12 protein-coding genes are annotated in these 26,108 nt (G+C 42.2%); 11 read left to right on the top strand and 1 reads right to left on the bottom strand.

Features of this window, described 5'->3' with window-relative positions; genetic code table 11:
- Positions 1 to 4: 4 nt before the first annotated feature.
- Positions 5 to 1,024 (top strand): acyltransferase family protein, encoded by a 1,020-nt coding sequence (locus OCV88_RS15125; RefSeq protein WP_262591462.1) that lies wholly within the window; start codon positions 5 to 7, stop codon positions 1,022 to 1,024.
- A 69-nt stretch (positions 1,025 to 1,093) separates the two neighbouring features.
- On the opposite strand, the gene OCV88_RS15120 is transcribed toward OCV88_RS15125, so the two are convergent.
- Entirely contained in the window at positions 1,094 to 5,356 is a 4,263-nt protein-coding gene (locus tag OCV88_RS15120; protein ID WP_158426278.1) for a 2-hydroxyacyl-CoA dehydratase, read from the bottom strand.
- 169 nt (positions 5,357 to 5,525) lie between these two features.
- On the opposite strand from OCV88_RS15120, the gene OCV88_RS15115 reads away from it, so the two are divergent.
- From OCV88_RS15115 to OCV88_RS15070, 10 genes are all read left to right on the top strand, one after another.
- Positions 5,526 to 5,771: a LysM peptidoglycan-binding domain-containing protein gene (locus tag OCV88_RS15115; protein WP_262591461.1), complete on the top strand. Its 246-nt coding sequence runs from the start codon at positions 5,526 to 5,528 to the stop codon at positions 5,769 to 5,771.
- A 151-nt stretch (positions 5,772 to 5,922) separates the two neighbouring features.
- Positions 5,923 to 6,768 carry a rhomboid family protein gene (locus tag OCV88_RS15110; protein WP_158426277.1) on the top strand — a complete coding sequence of 282 codons (846 nt, stop codon included), beginning with the start codon at positions 5,923 to 5,925 and terminating at the stop codon, positions 6,766 to 6,768.
- Positions 6,769 to 6,844: 76 nt separating this feature from the next.
- Complete coding sequence (locus OCV88_RS15105) at positions 6,845 to 8,515, top strand: glutamine--tRNA ligase/YqeY domain fusion protein (RefSeq protein WP_262591460.1); 1,671 nt, start codon at positions 6,845 to 6,847, stop codon at positions 8,513 to 8,515.
- 86 nt (positions 8,516 to 8,601) lie between these two features.
- Positions 8,602 to 10,032: a MocR-like pyridoxine biosynthesis transcription factor PdxR gene (pdxR, locus tag OCV88_RS15100; RefSeq protein WP_158426275.1), complete on the top strand. Its 1,431-nt coding sequence runs from the start codon at positions 8,602 to 8,604 to the stop codon at positions 10,030 to 10,032.
- Positions 10,033 to 10,171: 139 nt separating this feature from the next.
- Positions 10,172 to 11,152 carry a helix-turn-helix domain-containing protein gene (locus OCV88_RS15095; RefSeq protein ID WP_158426274.1) on the top strand — a complete coding sequence of 327 codons (981 nt, stop codon included), beginning with the start codon at positions 10,172 to 10,174 and terminating at the stop codon, positions 11,150 to 11,152.
- A gap of 181 nt (positions 11,153 to 11,333) precedes the next feature.
- A complete protein-coding gene (locus OCV88_RS15090; protein ID WP_262591458.1) occupies positions 11,334 to 12,188 on the top strand; it encodes a tyrosine-type recombinase/integrase in 855 nt (284 codons plus the stop codon).
- Positions 12,189 to 12,537: 349 nt separating this feature from the next.
- Positions 12,538 to 14,331 carry a sensor histidine kinase gene (locus OCV88_RS15085; RefSeq protein ID WP_262591456.1) on the top strand — a complete coding sequence of 598 codons (1,794 nt, stop codon included), beginning with the start codon at positions 12,538 to 12,540 and terminating at the stop codon, positions 14,329 to 14,331.
- The gene (locus OCV88_RS15080; protein WP_158426272.1) at positions 14,312 to 15,133 is read left to right on the top strand and encodes a response regulator; all 822 of its coding nucleotides are present in this window, start codon (positions 14,312 to 14,314) and stop codon (positions 15,131 to 15,133) included. Before OCV88_RS15085 ends, OCV88_RS15080 begins: the two co-directional genes overlap by 20 nt.
- Before the next feature lie 396 nt (positions 15,134 to 15,529).
- Positions 15,530 to 25,465: a Cna B-type domain-containing protein gene (locus OCV88_RS15075; protein ID WP_158426271.1), complete on the top strand. Its 9,936-nt coding sequence runs from the start codon at positions 15,530 to 15,532 to the stop codon at positions 25,463 to 25,465.
- Positions 25,466 to 25,704: 239 nt separating this feature from the next.
- Positions 25,705 to 26,108 (top strand): PD-(D/E)XK nuclease family transposase (locus OCV88_RS15070; RefSeq protein ID WP_262591454.1); only part of this gene is annotated, 404 nt, incomplete at its 3' end.

Genomic DNA, 26,108 nt, shown 5'->3' with positions numbered 1-26,108 from the left:
TGTAATGATAAAAAAGAGAAATGCTTACTTTGATAATATGAAGGCAATGCTGATTTTTCTGGTGGTTCTTGGGCATGTATTAAGCAATTTCGGCGGAGAGGGCAGTCTTGCCCGCTGGCTGTATCTGATGATTTTCAGCTTTCATATGCCTGTTTTTCTGTTTGTATCCGGATATTTTGCAAAACCGGATCCCAAAAAAGTGATTGCACGTCTTCTGATCTTATATCTTATCTTTCAGGTGCTTCAGGAGGCGGTTCAGTATATGATCGACTTTGTAAAACATCCATCGGAGGCGGCCTTTGAGTTTCAGCTGTTTTTCCCCCTGTGGACGCTGTGGTATCTGCTGGCGCTGATTCTTTACAACATATTACTTCCTACCTTTGATACGGATGATCCCAAAAAGCAGATCCGCAATCTGGTGATTGCCTTTGCCATGGGGATGCTCATCAGCTACAGCACAAACACGGATAATTTTCTTGCGGCAAACAGGGTAGTGACCTTCCTGCCTTTTTACCTCACTGGATATTATGGGAAAATTAACGGAAATATCGACAACTACTTAAAAAACAGAAAAAAGATCAAAAGCCGGGAGATGGCTGGCAGAAAAATTGCCGCCGCAGCCCTTGTAGCCGGGATGCTGCTGCTGTTCTGGCAGACTCGTGATTTATGGCACAAGGACTGGCTGTATGGAACGGACTCTTATATTGGGACAGGCCTTACTCCGTGGATTAAACTCCTTACTTACGTGCTGGCATACATCTGGCTGTTTGTGTTTTTGATTTTGATGCCCAAAAGAAGAATCGGATTTCTTACGAAAATCGGGAGAAATACCCTTGGAATTTATCTGTTTCACAGTATTGTTATCATTATTCTTCGGGAAATTCCAGGGTTTTCCGGTAAAATGGAAAACACGATTGTATGGAGCATTTTGCTTTCTGTGCTGATAACCTGGGTGCTGTCAAGAGATCCTGTAGCAGTATTTCTGGATAAATTCCAGTATAAAAGAAAATTGTCTCAGGAGTAACGATTCTATGATATAAAAAAGAATCCTCATTCTGTGTAAAAACAGGATAAGGATTCTTTTTTTTGCAGTTTATGATGATGCTGACAATTCCTTGTTCAGATTTTTCTGAGCTGTGGACAGCATCAGTTTAATACGGTTTAACTGGTTTACTTCACTTGCGCCCGGATCAAAGTCAATGGCAACAATGTTGGACATTGGATACTGATGCCGCAGCTCTTTGATTACACCCTTGCCCACAATGTGGTTTGGCAGACAGCCAAAGGGCTGGGTGCAGACAATATTGTTTGTGCCGGAGTGAATCAGTTCCAGCATTTCCCCTGTTAAAAACCATCCCTCACCGGTCTGGTTTCCGTGAGAAACAATAGTTTCTGCGTACTTGGCTGTATCATAAATACTTGCGGGAGGTGTAAAGTGTTTACTTTCCACGAAGGCTTTTCTTGCGGCTCCCCGCAGTTTTTCCAGAGCCCAGATACCAAGATTTGATTTGCGGGCTGAGGATTTATTCATGCCAAGCTTTTCCGCTTTGAAATTGTTATTGTAGAAGCAGTAGAGGAAGAAGTCTAATAAGTCCGGAACAACGGCTTCGGCGCCTTCCGCTTCTAACAGGTCTACAAGATAATTGTTGGCCATAGGAAGGAATTTTACCAAAATCTCACCTACAACACCAACCTTTGGTTTTTGAATGTCCAGACGCTCCAGTTGATCGAAATCACGGATGATTTCACGGCAGAAGCGCTTGAACTTTCTGTGGGAAAGGAATTTCTTACTGGTAATCCATTCAATAATAGTCTTTTTCCATTTCTCGTGAAGAGCGTTTGTGGACCCTGAAACGGCCTCATATGGTCTTGTGGCGTATACACAGCGCATGAAAATATCACCGAATACAAGGCAGTATAATCCTTTCTGAATCAGGGGCAGTGTAAACTTAAATCCGGGATTGGATTCCAGACTGCTTAAGTTTAAGGAAATAACCGGAATCTGAGGATAACCGGCCTTTTCCAGTGCACGGCGCACAAAGCCGATATAGTTGGAGGCACGACAGCCGCCCCCGGTCTGGGATACCATAATGGCCAGCTTATCCGGATTGTATCGGCCGGAAGTTACTGCTTCCATAATCTGTCCCACTACAATCAAAGAAGGGTAGCAGGCGTCGTTATTTACAAATTTCAAACCGATATTAACGGCGGATTTGTTATCATTATCCAGCACCTCTAGATTATATCCGGCAGCCTGGAAAGCCGGCTGCAGCAGCTCAAAGTGCATTGGTGACATCTGGGGAGCGATAATAGTGTAGTTTTCCCGCATTTCTTCGGTGAAGATCACCCGATTATGGTTTGCGGGAGCAATACAGCGCTCCTTTGGATGTTTTTCCCGTACCCGGATGGCTGAAATCAGTGAACGGATACGAATGCGGGCAGCCCCCAGGTTATTGACCTCATCAATTTTTAAACAGGTATAGATTTTCCCTGAGTTTGTGAGAATGTCGCTGACACAGTCTGTAGTAACGGCATCCAGTCCGCAGCCAAAGGAATTTAACTGAATTAAATCCAGATTGTCTGTGGTTTTTACATAGTTTGCGGCGGCATATAACCGGGAGTGGTACATCCACTGGTCCATAACAATCAGCGGGCGCTCCACCTGTTTTAAATGAGAGATAGAGTCCTCAGTCAGCACTGCAAAGCCGTAAGAGGTAATCAGTTCCGGAATTCCGTGGTTGATTTCCGGATCAATATGGTACGGACGTCCGGCAAGAACAATTCCCCGTTTTCCGGTTTCTTCCAGATATTTTAAGGTCTCTTCTCCTTTTTTGCGCATATCCTCCCGGGCAGCGGCCAGTTCCTCCCAGCCGGCAGCGGCAGCGGCAGCTACTTCCCCGGCGGGAATCTGATACTCCTTTGCAAATTCTTCTGTCAGCCGTTCTGTCAGTGTTTCTAAAGACGCAAAAGACATAAACGGATTTAACAGCTTTACCTGCCCGCTGGTGATTTCATCCACATTGTTTTTAATGTTTTCCGCATAAGAAGTAACGATGGGGCAGTTATAATGATTATTTGCCTCTTCAAACTCGTTTCGCTCGTATGGGATACACGGATAAAAAATTGTCTCGATGCCCTCTTTGATCAGCCAGGAAATATGTCCGTGGGCCAGTTTTGCCGGATAGCATTCCGATTCACTTGGAATAGATTCAATGCCAAGCTCATAAATGCTTCTGGTGGAAGTAGGAGAGAGCACCAGCCGGAAACCAAGCTTCTGGAAGAAAACAGCCCAGAAGGGGAAGTTTTCATACATATTCAGAACACGGGGCATTCCCATAGTGCCGCGTACCGCTTCCGATTCAGACAGCGGTTCATAGTTAAAAATCCGGTTATATTTATATTCAAACAGATTTGGAATCTGCTCTTTATTTTTTTCTTTTCCAATTCCCTTTTCACAGCGGTTGCCGGTAATATACTGACGGTTGCCGGAAAATTTATTAATGGTCAAAAGACAGTTGTTGGTACAGCCGCCGCATCTTGCAAGCTTTGTCTCAAAGGTTAGATCATTGATCTGATCAATGGTAAGCATCTGGGTCTGATGTCCCTCTTCAAAACGTTCTCTGGCAATCAGAGCGGCGCCAAAGGCTCCCATGATTCCCGCAATGTCCGGCCGGATGGCCTGACAGCCGGAGATTGTCTCAAAGCTTCTGAGTACTGCGTCGTTGTAGAAAGTACCGCCCTGCACAACAATATTGCTGCCCAGCTCCGAAGGATCTGACAGTTTAATAACTTTAAACAGTGCGTTTTTAATAACAGAGTAGGCAAGGCCTGCTGAAATATCTGCAACAGAGGCTCCTTCCTTCTGTGCCTGTTTTACCTTGGAGTTCATAAAAACAGTACATCTGGTTCCAAGGTCAATGGGATTTTTCGCAAAAAGGGCTTCCTTTGCAAAATTTTCCACACTGTAGTTTAAGGATTTGGCAAATGTCTCAATGAAAGAACCACAGCCGGAGGAACATGCTTCATTTAACTGAACGCTGTCAACGGTCTGGTCTTTGATCTTAATGCATTTCATATCCTGGCCGCCGATATCAAGGATGCAGTCTACCTCAGGATTAAAGAAAGCCGCCGCCGTATAGTGGGCAATGGTTTCAACCTCCCCTTCATCCAGCATCAGAGCCGCTTTAATCAGGGCTTCTCCGTATCCTGTGGAACAGGAATACACAATGCGGGCTTTTTCTGGTAAAAGAGAATAAATCTCCTTTATGGATTTTAAGGAAGTTGCAAGAGGACTTCCGTTGTTGCTGCTGTAGAAGGAGTACAAAAGAGAACCGTCTTCTGCCACAAGGGCTACCTTCGTTGTGGTAGAACCGGCGTCAATGCCCAGATAGCAGTTTCCTTCATAGGAGGAAAGATCACTTCTTGTTACGCAGTGTCCGTTATGGCGGGATGTAAACTCTTCATAATCAGAATCGGTCTGAAACAGCGGATCCATACGTTCTACTTCAAATTCCATATGTATGTCAGAAGAAAGCTTTTTAAGCATATCATCCAGCTGAATCTGTACGTCTTCTTTATAGTTTAAAGCAGATCCGATTGCTGCAAATAAATGAGAGTTATCCGGTGCAATAATATGTTCATCATCCAATTTCAGTGTACGGATAAAAGCTTCTTTCAGTTCTGAAAGGAAGTGCAGAGGACCGCCTAAAAAGGCTACATGTCCCCGGATGGGCTTGCCGCAGGCCAGACCACTGATGGTCTGGTTTACAACTGCCTGGAAAATGGAAGCAGATAAGTCTTCCCGGGTGGCGCCTTCATTGATCAATGGCTGAATATCTGATTTTGCAAATACCCCGCAGCGGGCAGCAATGGGATAAAGAGCCTTGTAATTTTTTGCATATTCATTTAAGCCGCTGGCGTCTGTCTGAATTAAAGATGCCATCTGGTCAATAAAAGAACCGGTCCCTCCGGCACAGATGCCATTCATCCGCTGCTCTACATTACCGCCTTCAAAATAGATGATTTTGGCATCCTCGCCCCCAAGCTCAATGGCAACGTCCGTTTTGGGCGCATAATTTTGAAGTGCTGTAGATACAGAAATAACCTCCTGTACAAAAGGTACTTCCAGATGGTTGGCTAAAGTCAGACCGCCGGAACCTGTAATCATCGGAGCAATTTTAATATTACCCAGTTTTTTATGGGCTTTGTTTAATAAATCGGATAATGTTTCGCGGATATTTGCGAAATGTCTTTCATAATCCGAGAATAAGATTGTGTTAGTATCATCTAAAATTGCAATTTTTACAGTAGTAGAACCGATGTCTATACCAAGCTTATGCAGTTTTAAATTTTCCATAATTTCACCTGTTATTTCCTATTATAATGTTAATATGTTTCAAACTATAAACAATCGACATTATACAACAGTAAAATAGAAAAGTCCATGACTTTAATCCCATTTAATAGATTTTTCACAAAAATGAGTTATGCGCATAGAGTAATATAAAAACAGGCGGAGGAAAGAGATGGAATTTTATCAGAGCCAGGAAAATCAGCAAAGGGAAGTTATGCCCGTGGAAGAAAACAGGGGAAGTGATCAGTGTCACGGAATGATTCATGTAGTAAAGAAGGGGGATACCTTATATAAAATAGCCCGGATGCATCATGTTTCGGTATCCGAGCTGATGTATGTCAATCCATATGTAAATGTCTACCAGCTGCAGCCGGGAGATGAGATCTGCGTTCCGGTATCTAATCCGCAGAATCTGTAATTCTAAACACTTTGTGAACAATAGAGCCCTTCGTTGACAAACAGAACCCTAAAATTTATAATGGCAATAGCTGTAATTATAATGAAAATGCATAGATACGGCCTGAAAAACAGATTTTACAGGCTGTGTCTGGAAATGAGGGAAATCTGAGATGAATTTTTTAAATAAACTGGAAAGAAAAGTGGGACGTTTTGCGATTCCCGGCTTAATGAAGTACGTTATATTATGTTATGTGGCGGGATATATTTTTCAGTTTATAAACCCGCAGATTCTGGGGTTTTTGACACTGGAGCCATATATGATTTTTCATTATAGCCAGGTTTGGCGTCTAGTAAGCTGGGTTTTGATACCCCCTCAGACCGGGATTATCTTTGCGATTATTATGATGTTCTTTTACTATCAGCTTGGAATGAATCTGGAGCGGACCTGGGGAGCCTTCCGCTTTAATGTTTATATTTTCGGCGGCATGATTTTTACTGTGATCGGGGCTTTGATTTTGTATTTTGTCATGGGACAGAATGTGCTCATGGGCGGATTGTTCAGCACATACTATATTAACCTGTCAATTTTCCTGGCATTTGCAGTATGTTATCCGAATATGCAGGTTATGCTGTATTTTGTGATTCCAATTAAGATGAAATGGCTGGCTCTTGTATATGCGGCACTTGCGGCTTACAGTGCAGTCAACAGCGGCTGGGCGGGACGAGTGGCGATTATTGCATCCCTGCTGAATTTTCTGATTTTCTTTTTATCCACCAGGAATTATAAAGCATATTCACCTCATGAATATAAAAGAAAGCGGGATTTTAAAAGGCAGGTGCATCAGGCAAAGACCAATCCTAGAACCGGCGGAGTAAGCAAGCATAAATGTGCGGTATGCGGACGCACGGAGATCGACCATCCGGATCTGGAGTTCCGTTTTTGTTCCAAGTGTGACGGAAATTATGAATACTGTCAGGACCATCTCTTTACACATGAGCATGTAAAGCATAAATAGACTGGAAAAGATTGACGTTGTCAGGCTGCTGTGTTACATTTTTATGTATGGAAAAAAACGCGGGAGGTTTGAGAGAGTGGATAACGAAACTGTTTCCAGAAATTTTATAGAACAGATCATTGAAAAAGATATAGAGGAGGGAAACTGTGAGGCCATCTGCACACGTTTTCCTCCTGAGCCAAACGGATATCTGCATATCGGACATGCAAAGTCTATCCTTTTAAATTATGGACTGGCTCAGAAATATAACGGGAAATTTAATCTGCGTTTCGATGACACAAATCCCACCAAAGAAAAGTTTGAGTTTGTGGAGTCTATTAAAGCAGATGTGGAATGGCTGGGAGCGGACTGGGAAGACCGTCTGTTTTTTGCGTCCGGTTATTTCCAGCAGATGTACGAGGCCGCAGTGAAACTGATACAAAAGGGCAAGGCTTATGTCTGCGATCTGACGCCGGAGGAAATCCGGGAATACAGAGGAACACTGACCGAAGCCGGTAAGGAGAGTCCCTGCAGAAACAGAAGCATAGAGGAAAACCTGAAGCTGTTTGAAGAAATGAGGGCCGGAATATATAAAGATGGTGAAAAGGTGCTCCGTGCAAAAATAGATATGGCATCTCCCAATATCAATATGAGAGATCCCATTATTTATCGTGTGGCTCATATGACCCATCACAATACCGGGGATGCATGGTGCATTTATCCCATGTATGATTTTGCGCATCCCATTGAGGACGCCATTGAAGGTGTGACACATTCTATCTGTACACTGGAGTTTGAGGATCACCGGCCGCTGTATGACTGGGTGGTAAGAGAGCTTGGTTATGAGCATCCTCCAAAACAGATTGAATTTGCAAAGCTGTATCTGACCAATGTAGTTACCGGGAAGCGTTATATTAAAAAGCTGGTGGAAGACGGTATTGTAGACGGCTGGGATGATCCCCGTCTGGTTTCCATTGCCGCCTTAAGACGCCGGGGATTTACGCCGGAGTCTATCAAAAGGTTCGTAGAGCTCTGCGGTGTGTCAAAAAGCAACAGCTCTGTAGATTACGCGATGCTGGAGTATTGCATCCGTGAGGATCTGAAGCTGAAGCGTCCAAGAGTTATGGCTGTTTTGGACCCGGTAAAACTGGTGATTGACAATTATCCGGAAGGTCAGACAGAGGAGCTTCTTGTGGATAATAACCTTGAAAATCCGGCTCTGGGCCAGCGTACAGTACCGTTCTCCCGGGAACTTTATATTGAGCGGGAAGATTTTATGGAGGAGCCGCCTAAGAAATACCGCCGTCTTTATCCGGGAAATGAAGTACGTCTTATGAACGCTTATTTCGTGATCTGTACGGGATTTGAAAAGGATGAACAGGGAAATATTATAAAGATTCACTGTACCTATGATCCGGAAAGCCGCGGCGGAAACAGTCCCGACGGCAGAAAAGTGCGGGGAACCATTCACTGGGTTTCCGCAGAACATGCGAAAAAAGCAGAGATACGTCTCTATGAAAATATTATAGATGAAGAAAAAGGCGTATATAATGAAGACGGAAGTCTGAACTTAAATCCAAATTCACTGATTGTAAAGACGGAGTGTTATGTAGAACCTTCTTTGGGACAGGCAGAAAAATATGACAGCTTTCAGTTTGTACGCCAGGGATTTTTCTGTGTGGATGCGAAAGATTCTTCCGGGGATGCGCTGGTATTTAATCGTATTGTATCTTTAAAGAGTTCTTATAAACTGCCCTCACAGGCATAGCATATTTCAGGTCATGACCGGGTGTCGTGGCCTGTTTTTATGCCCGCTGTGGCAGGATTCTTTTTACAAGGGAGACCCAGGAACATATGAAAGAGTTATCTATGGAATTGAAGGCCGATGGCGCAAAGCCGTTGTATCAGCAGATCTATGAATACATCAGGGCAGAGATTATAAAGCAGAATATAAAGCAGGGGGAAAAACTGCCTTCCACCCGTTTTCTGTCAGAATATTTAGAAGTCAGCAGGAGTACAGTGGAGCTTGCGTACGATCAGCTGACGTCGGAGGGGTATATTGAGGCAGAACCGTACCGGGGATTTTTTGTCTGTGATGTAACGGAAGTCTATGATTTAAGGGCTGAGCGCATGTCTGAAGGACAGCTGCAGATGTCCATGAAAACAAATGAGAATCACTGGGAGAAACATACAAAAAAATACTTGTATGATTTTTCTCCCAACGGCGTGGACCTTTCTGTTTTTCCCTTTAAGACCTGGAGTAATATTACAAGAACCCTGCTTTTGGATCAGGGAGAGGAACTGTTTGTCAGTGGAGAGGCCAGGGGAGATCTGTCTTTTAGATGTGCCATTGCAAATTATCTGCATCAGGCCAGAGGGGTAAACTGCAGCCCGGAGCAGATTATTGTAGGAGCCGGAAACGAATACCTGCAGATGCTGCTGGCACAGATTCTTGAAGGGAAGTTTCGGATTGCCATGGAAAGTCCTGCCTATCTGCCGGCATATTATACATTCCGCAATCTGGGTTTTTTCGTATCTCCTGTGGAGCTTGACCGGGAAGGAATGAGAGTGGATCAGCTAGAGAACTCCGGGGCTGACATCGCATATGTAATGCCATCCCATCAGTTTCCCACAGGGACAGTTATGCCCATGAAGCGGAGACTTGAGCTTCTGGCCTGGGCAGCAGGGGAGCCGGACCGTTATATTATAGAAGACGACTATGACAGTGAATTCCGCTACAGGGGGAAACCGATTCCCTCTCTCCAGGGCAGCGACAGATTTGGGAGAGTGATTTATCTTGGCACGTTTTCTAGAAGTATTGCTCCTGCCACCAGAGTCAGCTATATGGTTCTGCCTCTGCCGCTGTTGGAGCAGTACAAAAAAGCATGTGGATTTTATGCTTCTACCGTGCCAAGATTGATGCAGAGTACCATATTCCACTTTATTCAGGAGGGGTATTTTGAGCGGAATTTGAATAAAATGCGGGTGATTTATAAAAAGCGTCATGAGCTTCTGATTGATTATCTGAAGGGCTGCGGCTGGTGTGATAAAATCAGAGGGGAGCATTCAGGACTTCATCTGCTGGTGCAGACAAATTTAAACTGTACAGAACAGGAAGTAATTGCAAAGCTTGCCAGAGAGGGAATCAGAGTGTATGGATTATCAGAGTATAATATCGGGGGAAAATGTCTCACCCAAAAGCCTGTGCTGATTTTTGGTTTTGGAGGCATGAAAGAGGATGAGCTGATGGATGGTCTGAAAAAAACAGGGAAAATTCTGCACTAAACGGCCGGATGCAACTGTCAGTTGCGCAATTTCCAAGGCTTTTATATAGTGTGCAACGCCAGTTATTGTTACAATGTGTACACAAAGAAAGCAAAAATGCAGTTGAAAGATTCTGCTGCAAGGTTAGGAGGATATTATTATGATACTGGCAGACAAAATTATGATGCTGCGCAAGAAAAAAGGATGGTCACAGGAAGAACTGGCAGAAAAAATGAACGTTTCCAGACAGTCTGTTTCAAAGTGGGAAAGCGGTAATTCTATTCCAGACTTAAATAAGATCTTAATGCTGAGCCGGATATTTTCTGTAAGTACAGATTTTCTGTTAAAGGATGAAATAGAAGAGGGGGAAACTTGGGATGAGGATATTTCCCAGGAGGAATCTCAGGTGTACCGGGTGTCTATACAGGAAGCAAAAGATTATCTTAAGGCGTCAACGCATTTTATGAAACAGGTCCGGCTGGGGGTGGTGCTCTGTATCTTATCGCCATTTTTACTGATTCTGTTAGGCGATATGAGTGAGTTTGGAGTTATCAGAATGTCAGAGGATTTTGCCGGAAGTATTGGAATCTGCGTGCTGCTGCCCATGGTGGCCTGCGCCACAGCGCTGTTTGTAACCGGAGGTCTTAAAATGAAACCCTATGATTATCTGGAAGAAAATCAGATAGAGCTGGAATATGGGGTTTCGGGTATTGTAAAGGAAGAGAAAAGGCGCAGGGAAGCAGCAAACCGGATTTATATTGTGCTGGGAGTGACACTTTGTATTTTAAGTCCTCTTCCATTAATTATGGGAGATAGTCTGGGAGTTTCTCTGATGACAGAAAGTGTGTTTACTGTGCTTTTGCTGGTAATTGTTTCAGCCGCTGTTTTTTTGTTTATTACTGCAGGCATGATAAATTCTTCCTTTGACAGGCTGCTGCAGGAAGGGGACTTTTCCAGAAAAAAGAAAAGAGGAAAAAAGAGAGCCGAAAAGATTATGGGAATTTACTGGCCTGTGATTACCGTTATTTATCTGCTTTACAGTTTTATATCCGGTGAATGGTGGATCAGCTGGGTCATTTGGCCGGCAGCCGCGGTGGCAAGCGGGATTATCGAGGCTGTCTGCGGGTGGAAGGAAGCGTAAAAGTATAAAATAAAGTTTAGAGGAATGTTTCATAATTTCCGGTAGACAGAGATTTTGTTGTATATTTTTGTCATCCGGAAATTTTTTTTGCGTATTTTTCAGTAAATTCAAGTATGTTTGCATGAAAAATGTGAAATATAAAATTATAATAGAAATTAAATTCAAATTGAGAGGAAAAATAATGCAAAGAGAGACAATTTTAATAACCTATGGTATGGTTGAGGAATTTAAAGCTTATCTGACAGAACGGGAAAACGCATCTGCCACCATAGAGAAATATGTTAGGGATGTAAAAGCCTTTATTAAATTCTCAGGTGTCAGCCAGGGCATCACAAAAGAACATTTGCTGAGGTATAAACAATGGCTGCTGGAGCACTATTCGGTCAGCAGTGCAAATTCTATGATTGTAGCACTGAATCAGTTTTTAATATTTATGGAACAGGGGCGTCTTCGATTAAAAAGAGTCCGGGTACAGAAACAGAATTTTGAGTCCATGGGCAGAGAACTTGCCTTGAAAGAATTTCGGCATCTTGTAAGGGTTGCCAGGAAGCAGGGGAGGGAACAGCTTGCCATGATGATGGAGACTATGTGTGCCACAGGTATCAGAGTCAGTGAATTGAAATTTTTCAGAGTAGAAACCATAAGGAGCGGAATGGTAAAAGTATGGAATAAAGGAAAGTATCGTCATGTTATTATTCCTGAGGCCTTGAGAAAGAAACTGCTGATTTATATTGGGAAAAACGGAATCACCAAAGGTCCTGTTTTTGTTACCAGATCAGGAAGGGCAAAAAACAGATCTAATATATGGAGAGAGATGAAACAGCTGGCTGCAGCTTCCGGGATTCATCCGGACAAAATATTTCCACATAATTTAAGACATCTGTTTGCCAGGACATTTTACAAAGCTACAAAAAATCTGATCAATCTGGCAGATATACTAGGACACAGCAATCTGGATGTGACAAGGCTCTATGCATCGGAAGGGATTTGGGAATGGAAGAGAAATCTGGAGACCATTGGAATTATCGAAGAATGACGACATAATAATAGTTATGTTGTATTTATAAATTAATAAAAGTTACTTATTTTTTTGTTTATTTTATTATACATATTTTAAGAAGTCAATAAATCACATAATTTAAGCTGTAAATTAACAATTTTAATGTTTGTTTATGGCTTCTTTAGGTGTATAAATTCTCCGGTGGAAAAGTTAGAATTCTTTTCGGCTGGAAGAGCTTATCTAAGTTTCAAAATTTTTGTTCTATCAGCCTGTTTCTGGGCATTTTTTTCTATATTTTTAGCCAAATACAACATAACTATTATTATGTGCCAAAAGCAGTTAGAAAATGGCAGCATAATTTTGGTGATAAATCATGAAGCAGCCAATGAAAACAATACGAAAAAACAAAGGGACAGGAATTATGGGGATTATAATCCTCATTTTGTTTCTTCTTATTATAGTTAAAACTGCGGATCCCGGAAGTTCTGTAAAATATGACCGGATTCTTACCTATAATGACGGCTGGTATATGCTAAAAGACGGACAGCGTCTGCCGGTTCGTCTGCCGGGGGTACTAGATACACAGACCGGGAAAGAGCTTATCATAGAACATGTACTGCCAAAGGAGGCAGCAGATGGCAGCGCCATTGTGTTTCGCAGTCAGCAGCAGGAAGTAAAGGTCTTTGTGGACGGACGTCAGATATATCAATATCCGGGACAGGAGTATTTTCAGGGGATTTTGCCAAGTACCTGGAATTTTATTAAGCTGCCCCAGGACAGCGGGGGAAAGACCATTCAGATATACCTCAGTTCTCCATATGATCATTTTTCCGGGAGAGTCAGTAAAATTTATTATGGTAATTATAATGCGCTGATAGATTTTGTCCGGGGAAGCCATATTGTTTCCTATGGTATAAGCCTGGCTGTTGGAATGATCGGAATCATTATGATTTTTTTGTCAGTTATTTTTCATAAATATAAAATTTATGAAAGTGAACTGATTCTGGGCTGTCTTTTGGCATTTGTATCTGTGTGGATGTGCGGAGAGTCTAAAATGCCGTTGATGCTTGTTAGTTCTCAGGCTCAATATTTTCTGACGCTGTTGTCTCTTTCTTTGTGCCCGGTTTTTTTTCTGGCTTATATTAGAGAAAAAATCAAAGGACGGGCAGAAACGCTGGCATTTTGGTTTTTGTGTTTTACAGTGTGCCTGCATTTGATGTATGTCATATTACAGGTATTTGGAATCTTAAGTCTGATTCAGCAGATTGGTTTGATGCATTTGGTGCTGGGGGCCGCCCTGCTTTATGGTGTCTGTATGTATGGAAAGCAGATTTTAAAAAAAGGACCAAAGTGCAGCCGGGGAGAGTTTTACTGTCTTTTGCTGATCTGCGGAGCGGTTGTAATAGAGATAATACGGTTTTATCAGAATAACTATCAGAATATAGGTATGTATGTGCGGCTGTCGTTGTTGATTTATGCTGTCAGTCTGCTGGTTTCTAGTATACGAAAAGTCTATTTAAAATTAATGGAAAACAAAAGGCTGAACGTTCAGCTTCATGACAGTAAAATCGCATTGATGATGAGTCAGATTAAACCTCACTTTATCTATAATACTCTTGGCACTATCCGGGTACTAATTAAAACATCCCCTGATGATGCTTATCGGATGGTTTATGATTTTTCAACTTATTTGAGAGCCAATATTGATTCCATTGGAAACAGAACAAAAATTTTGTTTTCGGAAGAACTAAAACATATCAAAGCCTATATTAATATAGAAAAAGTCCGGTTTGAGCAGCGATTGTCAGTCCAGTTTGATATTTGTGCGGAGGCTTTTTATGTGCCGCCTCTGTGTGTTCAGGCATTAGTGGAAAATGCTATTAAGCATGGCATCTGCAAAAAAGAGGCTGGCGGCTGTGTCTGGATTAGAAGCTATGAAACAGATAAGTGTTATGTAATTGAAGTGGAAGATAATGGTATCGGGTTTGACAGATCCCAGATAATTGGAGGGGATGATAAAAGTCAGGTGTCTGCCGGAATACAGAATATTTCATTTCGACTAAAAGAACTTTTTCATGGACAGTTAACAATCGGCAGCGAATGCGGCAGAGGTACAAAGGCAGTTATTGAGTTACCAAAGATGGAAGAGAGGGGTTTGTGTGAAGGCAATAATAGTTGATGATGAAAAGCTTGCGTTGAAACAATTTGAAATTGAAAGCCGGGGAATTCCGGGCTTTCAATTGGAGGCGGTGTTTACAAATCCTTTGCAGGCTTTGGATTATTTGAAAGATCATCCTGTAGAAGTGGTATTATCAGACATAGAAATGCCCGGAATGAACGGGATTATTTTTGGGAAACGGGTCAGAGAACTGTATCCGGATATTGTATTTATTATTATTACCGGATATGAGCAGTACGCCATGGATGCCTTTAAAATAAAAGCAGATTATTACCTGTTAAAGCCCTACAATTATGAGGAGATTGTATATGTTTTAAAACGTGCGAAGCTTTTGGCAAAAGCAATGAAAAAGAGAGTCCGCATCCGGACTTTTGGCAGGTTTGATTTGTTTATTGACGGAAAGGTTGTGTATATACCCAATGTAAAGGCAAAAGAGCTGCTGGCCCTCTGTGTGGACCACAGGGGCGGTACTGTAACTATGGAGGAGGCGATAGACAAACTCTGGGGAGAGCGGGTATATGATGAAAAGGTAAAGAACCTGTACCGGAAAGCAGTGATGGTGATCCGAAATGTTTTTAAAGAAAATTCTCTGGGTGATGTGTTTGTCAGTACCCGGGGAGCCTGCAGCATTGATTATGAAGCTGTAGAGTGCGACTATTTTCAGTATATGGATGGTACTGACAGTCAGAATACGGAGCTTTTGCTGATGGGTTCTTATTTGTCGGAATATTCCTGGGCGGAGGAGACGGCGGCGGTGTTAGAACAGCACCATGGATTTGGCAGAAAAGCGATAAAATTCTGAAAAAAATTTGATTTATAAAATACGGGCCTTTGGACAATGTCTTTTATATGACAATGTCCGGAGGCCTTTTACTCTATAGGAAATACCGTGTTGTGATAAAGCTGAAAAGTACCGATTCCTATAGAGCAAAAAACGCTCCGCTGATGATCGCACTGCGGCGGAGTGGAATCATGTCGCAAAAGCCACCCGCCGCAGGCAAAGAATGTGCTTTGTACATTCTTTTTTAAGTAACGGATTGGTCACAGTGGCTTTTATATACTTTACGAAGATAGTGGTATTTTATCCTTTTTTGAAGGAAATTTAGAAAAATAAGGGGTGAAAAAGTGGAACAATCATTGAAATACGCTATCGAAGATGACATAGCTCGCACCAGAGGAGGTAGAAAGGAAAAAGGTTATGATAAGAAAAAGAAGGGTCAGGATTCTGACAGCTATAGTGGCTCTGATTCTGGCGGTAGCGATGGGTATTTCACTGGTGCCACAAAAAACAGTGTATGCATCAGAGGATAAGAATTCAAATATGGAAGGATTCTCAGCAACTCTGATAGCAGACCCTGATACATCTCAGAGTGAAACCATTTTTAATGGAAGCCCCTCAGAGGATGGTAAGATCTGGACAGATAAATCGGTTACAACAGGGACCATTTATGGAGCAGCTGCCGGGGAGGATAATTTTAATATAGCCCTGTCAGCTATGGGACAGACTTACAGTACGGTAACTACCAGTATGGAAGCCACAGAAGAGCTTGTAGCTTATGACGTTGTATTTGTGCTGGACTTTTCCGGAAGTATGACAGACGGAATCTCTTCTTCATGGGGCAGCAACAGCAAGGCTCAGGCAATGGTAGATGCCGTAAATCCGGCCATTACAACGTTGATGGAAAATGAGAATAACCGGATCGGAATTGTAGCTTACAGTGGCAGCAGCGGTTCGACCAGCAATGCGACAGAACTGTTCAGTCTTGACCATTATACAACATCGTCTGACGGAGAGTATCTGCAGTACAGCAGCAGCTCTATCCGGTCTGCAAGACGTAGTAATAATAGTGGTTATTATGTCCAAAACAGCCAGGGAAACAATGTAACCAGCAGTAAAAGCGTAACCGGCGGGACACCTACCCAGGCAGGTATCTATAAAGGAATGGATATGCTGGATAAAGCTTCTAAATCCGAAGATGTTGCAAGAATCCCCATTCTAGTATTATTGACGGATGGAGCTGCAGGATATGCTTATGATGGATATCAGAATTTGAATGGCAGCAGTTATACTGGTACAGCAGGTAATGGCAGACCTGCCAAGGATGCAGAAGTAGGTGCTTACACAATGCTGACTGCCAATTATGCCAAGGACAAGCTCAATCAAGAATATAAAGAGATTTATGGGGACAGATACAGTGAGATCTTTTCCGATTATACAGATGAGACAGCTATATCTAAGTTTTATACCATTGGTCTTGGCATAACGAACAGTGAATGGACTCATTTTACCCTGGAGCCCTCCACAACGGATGCAGATAGGGATAGTACTGTAACGAGTATAAAACAGATTCTGGCACGGGATTCCACATATGGCAGTAATTATAATTACGCAGATAAGTATTTTGGCGGTTCTATTACAGAAGAGCAGTTAAAACAGATTTTTGCGGATATTCTTGCAGACATGGAAGTGGAGCCACAGGTAACAACCAGTGTCAATAACCCGGTGAGTGAATCCGGCGGCGGTGCGGCAGCAGGAAGCAAGATCACTTTTTCAGATTATCTTGGATACAAGATGGAATTAAAAGGTGAAAAGCAGTATCTCCGCTATAGGGGTGTGAACTATGTTTTCGAAAAACAGACGGACGGCTCATACAGATTTAATGGAACAAATCAGGACGGAGACAGCGTTACAGGTCCTGTTGTTACAGAAGATGGTAAAAGCTATGACTTGTATGATGTGGATTTTCAGGCAGAATTTGATAGTGATCTGACGGTAAACGGCCAGAAAGGTTACTGGAAGGTGACCTGGAGCTTCCCAAGTGCGCTGCTTCCGATGTACAGCCGTGCCAATGATTATAATGATTCTAATCTTGAGCCTATTCGTATGCTCTATGAAGTGGGGCTTGAGGAAACTGCGGATCTTTCCTCTGACGGATTAAAGATTGATGAGGCTGGAAATCTGTTGGATAAAGATGCAGCTGAGTTTCATGATTATGCATTCTACACCAATCTTTATGATTTTAAGAATAAGCAGGCAAAGACAACCGTTGAATTTAATCCTTCTTTGGAAAACCCCTATTACTATAAAACCGGGTATACCTCAGAGGTGATTGAAGGAAGTGCAAAATATCTGAAAGTAGATATGGAAGCCAGCAAAACGCAGACGGTGACTGTAAATGGTACGGCGGATGTTACCCTGACAAATCTGTCAGCAAATAATAGCAGAGTAAGTTTTTCATACGATGGAAGGACATATTCTGCAGATTTAACCGGTAGTTCTGGTAGTTATCAAGGCAGTACAACTATTCTGGTTACAGGAAAAGCAGATAACGGAAGTGAAATGATAGCAAATGCTGTAATATCATTTGATGTGTCCCGCCATAGAAACTGGGGAAGTGGAAGCTATTCTTATGAAATTGATTCTGTAACTGTAAATGGTAAGACTGCTAGCCTGAGCAATACTACAGCTACAGCTAATAATGTTCCAATTACCACGAAACAGACCGTAGAAAATACAGGTCAGGAAATTATCTCTGTTTATATGGAATTAAAGACAGATGATGATGGTCAGCTTTATGTGGAAGATCTCAATGGAAAGAGAATCAATGTTGAGGCTCAGAGTGACGGAACGTATGAGATTGTAGTGGGAAAGAACACATATTACAGCAATGTATATTACAAGTATACAGAAGGGACCCAGCAGTATCAGGAGAAAGAACTAGATAAAGGGACGATGACAAAATCCTATGTGGGATCTTTTGAGGTTGTCCAGCCTGAGAATGAGAATGAGCTTACAGAAGCTAACTTCAAAGATTATTTTGTGTATCATTCTGCAGACGGAGCTGAACATTCGGCCACTGGTATTTTGTTTTCTGATGGAAGTACCTGGGGAACTGTAACAGAAAGCGGGGAAGCAAACCGGCCTGCAGAAGGAACCTTTAAAGTGCTGGTTGACGGAATAACCAATGAAGCTGAAGAAGGTATAGAAGTTAACTTCGAATTTATTGTGGAAACACAGAGAACGGATTCCGGAATCAAATATGGGGTGCTTGAAAGCAGTTACTGGGAAGCGGCAGGTCAGAATCAGAAATCTGTAGATATGCATTTATCTACTACTCCGGAAGTCAAGGAGGACGGATCTTACTGGTATGATGTTTCCTATACAATTGTGATAGATAACCCAGATGATACCAAGAATGAAAACAATAAGACTCATACAGATTCGGGATATTTTACATCAGAACTAACAGCTGGGGCATTAGACGCATATCTTGGCAACAATGGCCGGGTAGCCGTTCAGATTGCAGATAATACATATGGAAAATCCATTACTGTGAATAAGACCTGGCTGGATGGAAATGGAAATGTGATTCCAAACGATAATGCCGGACTTTCCAGTGCCAAGATCGAAGTGGGGCTTTATCAGACTTATTCTTATGTAGACCAGAATGGAGATACCATTACTTCCCAGGAGGGCAGCGGAGCGTTTACAACCGTTGAGTTAAATCAGGGAAATCTCTTTTCTCATACCTGGGGTGAAACATCTCTGCCAAGATATCTGACAGACTCCGGCGGAAATATTGTCTTGGATTACACAGAACTGAATAATCCTGTTCCGGTAGAAGTAAATTATACGGTAAAAGAAATCAGCGGTACCAGCGGCTGGGTTTTAGATGGCACTGTAGAAAGAACCGAAACAGATACAGTTGTAACGTTTGCATTAACAAATGTTCCAAATGCAACATTTTCTCCAAGTGTAACAAAAGAATGGACAAAAGACGGAGAGCCGGCAGATGCTCCCGAAGACTATAAGTTAAAGGTAGAGCTTCTGGCCAATGGACAGGTGGTGAAAGATTCCGCTCAGGTAGATGCGCAGAATCAGGTTGTTGCCACGTTGACACAGGCTGATGAAAGTTCAGATGCAGTACTGCAGGTACAATATGGCGGAAACGATCTGGGTACACAGGATGTCCCCCTTACAGACTTTGCAGGTTCTAAGTCAAAGGAATACACATTTACCTATGGTTCTGTTGGTACGCCGGGCAGCGGCAGTTATGCTGACAAAGTAGAAGTGCGGATTACCGTGTCAGATACCTATGGCGGCAAGCTTGGTATTTCGGATGCAAAAACTGTATATTCTATAGCAAAAGCGGATGGAAGCGGTCAGTTTGAGGAACATATACTGCCTGCAGCAAAAGCAGAGCGTACAGAAACAGACGACAGTAAAACCGTTACATTTACCATGAAGTATCTTTCAGAGAAAGAAGCCAGTGTTATTTTAGACGGCACAGAGACCGAGCCCTGGAGTTACACATGGGAGAATGATGAATGGCATCTTCCGCTGCTTACACAAGATCCTGATACCGGTAACTATGAACCAATTGTATATACAGTAAAAGAAACGCTGCTTGTTCCGGATGCATCTGCTTCAGGCGGATATAAAGAATATCCGGTTGATGAGGATACTGGACTGATTCAGGTATCGGATACAGAAGTGTATAAAGTGTCAACTGAAAGTACAGCAGATTATCAGTTTACAATTACCAATGATTTGGGCGTGACTGAAAGAACGGCCGAAAAAGTTTGGATTGATAACAATAATGCTTACACAACCAGGCCGGATCAGATTACATTTACACTGCAAGCGGACGGCACAGCGGTATCCGGAGGAGAAAGAGTAATCACCCCGGATGGCACTCCGGAGATCTGGAATGGAACAACTCAGGCACTCTGGGAGAATCTTCCGGTTTATAATCCTGATACAGGTGAAAAGATAGCTTATACTGTAGAAGAGACCATGGGAACACTTCCAGGTGATTCTTACAAAACAACGGTTCAGGCTGATCCGGATGATGATAAGAACTTTATTGTCACCAATCAGCTGAGTACAGATACTACAGTGGATGTGTCTGTAGATAAGACATGGGTAGATGATAATGATGCTGCTCAGAAGAGACCGGATAACCTGTATATGGTATTGTACAGTCAGGCAGATGGCGGACAGCAGTCGCCTGCGGCAAAGAGTCCCCTTACATTTACTGATGATGTCTTATCAGGAAACTGGACGGATCTTCCAAAATATAATGGTCAGGGACAGAAAATTAATTATTCCGTAAAAGAATTTAGTCAGCTTGGTGATGATCCAGTAGAATGGGCCGATGGCTATACTTATACGGTAGATTCTGATACAGATACGGCTGGCAATATAGCGTACTCATTTACGAATACGCTTGCTGATGGAGAAATTAGTAAGACTGTAACAAAAGTGTGGAAAGATGCAGCTCTTGCAGATCAGCGTCCTGATACTGTGACTGTTGAATTAAGTGCAGTTACAACGGATGGAGCTAAAGTAGATTTAGCAGACCTTGGCATTACTGCAGAGCAGATCTTGTCAGACGGAACTTGGACTTATACCTGGGATGATCTGCCGGAGTACCAGAATGGAATGAAGGTAGATTATACGGTAACAGAGACAATGGTTGGTGATCAGCCGGTAACGGATGGTAAAGCAGGATTGTATCAGTCTGTGGTAACAGATGACGGGGCAGGAAATGACTTTACCGTTACGAATACATTAACAGATAGTACCACGGTTTCCGTTACAAAAGACTGGGTGGACAATCCGGACAGCTATACCATTGAGGATGTAAACTTCGATGTGTATGGAGAAAATCCGTCAACGGCAGTTGATCATCTTATCATTCCGGCATCTGCTCCTGAATCTACTGTAACAAGCGGTGCTCTCCCCAAATATAACGCAGAGGGAGAAGTGATCACCTATACAGTAAAAGAAGATCCGATTTCCGAAACCGAAACCTACAAAATAGTATCAGAGATCAGTGATAATCAGGGAACAGGAGGCACATTCACCTATACAGCTACCAATACGTATGTAACTTTAATTCAGGATCTGACAGGAACGAAAACCTGGGAAAAGGTAACCGGTAACAACATTCCCTCTGATATTACCATTGAGCTTCACAGAAAAGCCGGTGATCAGGACGAAACTGTAACAACCGATCTGTATGGACAGAATCTGGAACTGGAATGGAACAAGACTGGCAGCATATGGAATTATACATTCAAGGATCTTCCCATTTATGATCAGAATGATGAGAAGTATGAGTACTATGTAGTTGAGACAAAGATTGGTCAGAATGCTGTTGCTGATACCGATTATAAGGTAACGTATGATAATTCCGGACTGCATATTACAAACACGCTGGAAGGAACGGTAGATGGAGCAGACCTTGCAGGAACAAAGACCTGGGCGGATGTGGAAGAAAGTAACATTCCGGACAGCATCAGTGTGGCTCTTTACCGGTCTGTAAATGGAGGAACTCTTGAACCGGCAGAAGATACGGCTCAAAAGGAAGTAAAAATCAGTGTAAACAAAGAAGAGCAGGCGGATGCTGCTTTATGGAGCTTTGATTTTGACGGAGTGACACTTCCTAAATATGATTCCGATGGAAATGAGTATGTATATACTGTAAAGGAAGTAAGTATTACCTCAGGCCAGGAGACAGCATCTGTAGTTTATCAGGATGCGGTAACCGGTACAGTTGGAGATTATACAGTAGCTTTATCCGGTATGGATATTACAAATACATTAAAGGCTGAAGGTGACAGAGATCAGACAACCGAGTTTCCAGTAGAAAAAATCTGGGATGTACCTGCCGGAACAACCCTTCCGGATGACATCACTGTTCAGCTGTATCAGAACGATACTGCATATGGAACAGAGTATACTTTTACAGCGGATGATATACAGGACTGGAAACATACCTTTACAAATCTCCGCAAATATGAGGATGATGGAATTACGCCATATACTTATTCTGTAGAAGAGACAAAAGTAGGCGCGGCAGATGTTGTAAAGGGCAAGGCAGGAGATTATGCTGTAACGGTTTCTGGTGGAACAATTACCAACAAATTTACTGAAAATGCTGAGGATATCACCATCACCAAGACCTGGAAAGACGTGGAAGTAAACAATCTTCCGGACAGCATTCAGGTTCAGTTATATCAAGATGGAATAGAATATGGAGATCCTGTTGACATCACAAAGGCTGAGAATACATCTGATGCCGATGCCAATGTATGGACTTATACTTTTGAGGATCTGCCGGTTTATTCTCCGGATGTAGACAAATATCAGTATACGGTAAAAGAACTGAGTGTGACAGCCGGCAGTACAACAGCAGATGCTGCATATTCTGATACAGACAGCTCTGTGGGAACTGTTGGAGATTATAATGTAAAACTGGATGGCCTTACCATCACCAATACCTTAAAGCAGGAGGATGATAAAGCACTTATCAATTATCCTGTAACTAAAAACTGGGCAGATGTTACTTTGGCGAATATACCGGAAAGCATTACAATACAGTTAATGCAGGACAATAAAGATGCAGGAAGTGAAGTAGTTCTCACTGCAGATAACGGTGTAAATGATACCCAGTGGGCATATACTTATGAAAATTTACGTAAATATGCCGACAATGGAATCACACCATATACGTATACTGCTAAGGAAACAAAAATCGGTTCAGCAAAAGTAGAAGGTGGAAGAACAGGAGACTTCTTTACCACATATACTCAGCAGGATAAAGATGCTACAGTGATTGAGAACCGCTATGCATCTGATACAGAGAAGGCGGCAACTTCCTTTACTGTTACTAAGAAGTGGACAGATGCTAAGGGCAGTGAACTGACAGAAGATCTTCCGGACAGTATTACAGTGCAGTTGAAGCAGGATAATGCTGTATATGCAGAGTATACCTTTACAAAAGAAGATATTCAGGATAACTGGTCTCACACATTTAAAGATCTGCCGGAATATCAGGAAGATGGCGTAACAAAATATCATTACAGTGTAGAAGAAACAAAAATTACACAGAATGGTGTTTCTGTAAACGTGGAAAACGGAAAAGCAGGTTCCTATGAAGTGAGTGTGAATGATGCAGGAAATGAGATTACCAATAAACTCACTGATGATACAGCAGTATTGACAACTGCAGCAACTATCACAAAAACATGGGAAGGTGTTGCCGGAAGCAATATTCCTGAAATTCAGGTACAGCTTGTACAGGATGGAAAACCACTGGCAGATAAGATTGTGAAACTGACAGCCGATACAGAAGGTGTGGAAGTAAAAGGCAATACATGGACTTATACCTTTAAGGATCTGGAGAAATACACAGCTGGAGGTATCATAGAACATGTATATACGGTTCAGGAAAATAGTGTAGACGGCAAAGCTGTTGATCAAACAACACAGACAGCCGGTGATTATAAAGTATCAGAAAATGGCCTTGCAATTACCAATACACTTACCGGAACTGTAGATATCAGCGGTGAAAAGATCTGGAAAGATGCTGCAAAAGATGAGGAACGCCCGGATGAGATTACAGTAGAGCTTTATAGAGAAGCCGCAGGCGAAAGTGAATATGTAACAAAGCAGAAAGTAGGAACGTCTACAGACTGGTCCTTTACCTTTGCTGATCAGAGTAAGTATGATAAGGACGGTAACTTATACCAGTATTCTGTAAAAGAGAAGGGTGAATCATCCAATCAGATTACTTATAATGGAAATACCTATAAAGTAGCTTATTCTGAGAACGGTTACAATATTACTAACACATTAACCGGCGAGTATCACCCGGATGTAAATCCTATTAAGGTTACCAAGCACTGGATGGATGATGAAAACAGTCAGAATCAAAGACCGGAGACCTTAAAAGTTTCTCTTACACAGAATGGAACAGTTGTAGAGGGTCTGACACTTACAAAAGCAGATGCTCAAAAACCTGCGGATAATGCAGCAAAAGATCAGGAGGCAGAAGACCAGGAGGATGTACAGAGTACTGCTGGTGAAAACAGCAACGACTGGATGAAAGCTTTTGCAGATACCTATCCGATGTATGATGAAGAAGGAAATCTCTATCAGTATGCTGTAACAGAAGATAAGATTGAAAATTACACTTTGAAATCAACAGAAGGATCTGTGGAAACAGGATTTGTGCTGACAAACGTATATGATCCCGGAAATACAACTATTACTGTTCAAAAAGCATGGAATGATAACCAGGATGCAGAAGGACTCAGACCGGAAAGCATTACGGTTACCCTGCTCCAGAATGGAAATGTGTATAAGGAACAGGAAATCACCGGATCCTTGTGGCAGGCCAAATTTGATGTGCCGGCTGCCGATGAAAATGGTAAAATCTATACGTATACAGTGGATGAGAAAGATGTAACTTTAGAGGGAAGCGATTCCTACAGAAAATCCATTGACGGATTTACTATCACTAACACACTGGAAGGTAAAACGGATGTAAGCGGAACAAAAGAGTGGAAGAATATTTCACCTGAAAACCGTCCGGAATCAGTAACCGTTGAGCTTTGGAGAAGTCTGCCCGGCAGCGATGCTGTAAAGATGGAAGGCGACGCCTATACAAAAGTACTGAGTGCTGAAAATGACTGGAAATATGATTTTGGAACACTTGATAAGTATGATGAATCAGGAAAAATGTATACCTATACCATCAAAGAAACTCTGATCGGAGAAACTCCAATTGAAGAGACAGATTATGAAGCCGTTTTAGACGGATATAATCTGATTAATTCACTGAAAGAGGAGACTAAAACTGCTGTAACAATCAGCGGTACAAAGACCTGGGTTGATAATGATAATCAGTATGGTATGCGTCCGGAATCTATTACAGTGAATCTGCTGTGCGGTACAGAAATCGCAGCAACTGCAGAAGTAACGGCAGACCAGGATGGAAACTGGACTTATGAATTCAAAGATCTTCCAAAATATAATATGGAAACCGGTGAGCTTCTTACTTATACCATTGAAGAAGTAAGTGTTGAAAACTATGAAACAATTTTGAATGGTTATGACCTTACAAACAAGCTGGATGAGAGTAAGATTCCTCAGCCGGAGGAACCGGAAACACCGGTAGAACCAGAAGAACCGGAAACACCGGCAGAGCCGGAGGAACCGGAACAGACAACAACTGTGAAAACAGGTGATGAGGCAAATGCTGCAGGATTTACAGCAGCGGCAGTCATCGCTCTGGGAGCAGCAGTAGTTACCATTGCGTTAAGACGCAGAAAAACAAGATAATCTGAAATAGCGGGCAGCCCTCGGAACGAAAGTTTCGGGGGCTGTTGTATTTTTTTTGATATGGTGTATAATGAAAGACGATATTAGTAATTATACATTTCTTATTTTAGTTCTATTTTTTCTACTACACATCCGTAAGTAACCACCTCAAAATCTATCAAAGTATAAAAGATGAAAAAGAAACAGGAGATTTTCTTTACAGTTTTTTGAAATCTCTTTATAATGAAAGGAGAAGTTATTTGAAACCAAGTAAACCATTGGGACAATTGACACTGTTTGATCGCTTTTTATTCGCAGAGGCCATGGAAAACCCGGGAAATCTGCAGATTTTACTGGAAATTATTCTTGGAAGAGATGTTCATTTAAAGGACTGCCCGCAGTCTGAGAAGGAAATACGAACCACTCCGCTGAAGCGGTTTGTAAAGCTGGATGTCTGGAGCCAGGATGAGGAGGGGGTCGTATATAATACAGAGGCCCAAAAGGAAAATACCGGAAATCTGCCGAGGCGAAGCAGATATTATCAGGGAATGATTGACAGTAAACTGCTGGAACCGGGAGAAATTGATTTTAGAAAATTAAATCAGCTGTATGTAATTATGATTACACCTTTTGACCTGTTTGGGGCGGGGAAGTATCAGTATAC

This window comes from Brotonthovivens ammoniilytica (assembly GCF_025566885.1).
GTDB classification, from domain to species: Bacteria; Bacillota; Clostridia; order Lachnospirales; family Lachnospiraceae; genus Brotonthovivens; species Brotonthovivens ammoniilytica.
The sequence above is the reverse complement of the archived record's forward strand: the minus strand, read 5'-3'. Positions and strand labels throughout refer to the sequence as shown.

Coding starts and splice junctions, on each gene's coding strand:
- OCV88_RS15075 (WP_158426271.1), top strand. CDS start 15,530: ATGATAAGAAAAAGAAGGGTCAGGATTCTGACAGCTATAGTGGCTCTG.
- OCV88_RS15115 (WP_262591461.1), top strand. CDS start 5,526: ATGGAATTTTATCAGAGCCAGGAAAATCAGCAAAGGGAAGTTATGCCC.
- pdxR (WP_158426275.1), top strand. CDS start 8,602: ATGAAAGAGTTATCTATGGAATTGAAGGCCGATGGCGCAAAGCCGTTG.
- OCV88_RS15120 (WP_158426278.1), bottom strand. CDS start 5,356: ATGGAAAATTTAAAACTGCATAAGCTTGGTATAGACATCGGTTCTACT.
- OCV88_RS15125 (WP_262591462.1), top strand. CDS start 5: ATGATAAAAAAGAGAAATGCTTACTTTGATAATATGAAGGCAATGCTG.
- OCV88_RS15090 (WP_262591458.1), top strand. CDS start 11,334: ATGCAAAGAGAGACAATTTTAATAACCTATGGTATGGTTGAGGAATTT.
- OCV88_RS15110 (WP_158426277.1), top strand. CDS start 5,923: ATGAATTTTTTAAATAAACTGGAAAGAAAAGTGGGACGTTTTGCGATT.
- OCV88_RS15095 (WP_158426274.1), top strand. CDS start 10,172: ATGATACTGGCAGACAAAATTATGATGCTGCGCAAGAAAAAAGGATGG.
- OCV88_RS15085 (WP_262591456.1), top strand. CDS start 12,538: ATGAAAACAATACGAAAAAACAAAGGGACAGGAATTATGGGGATTATA.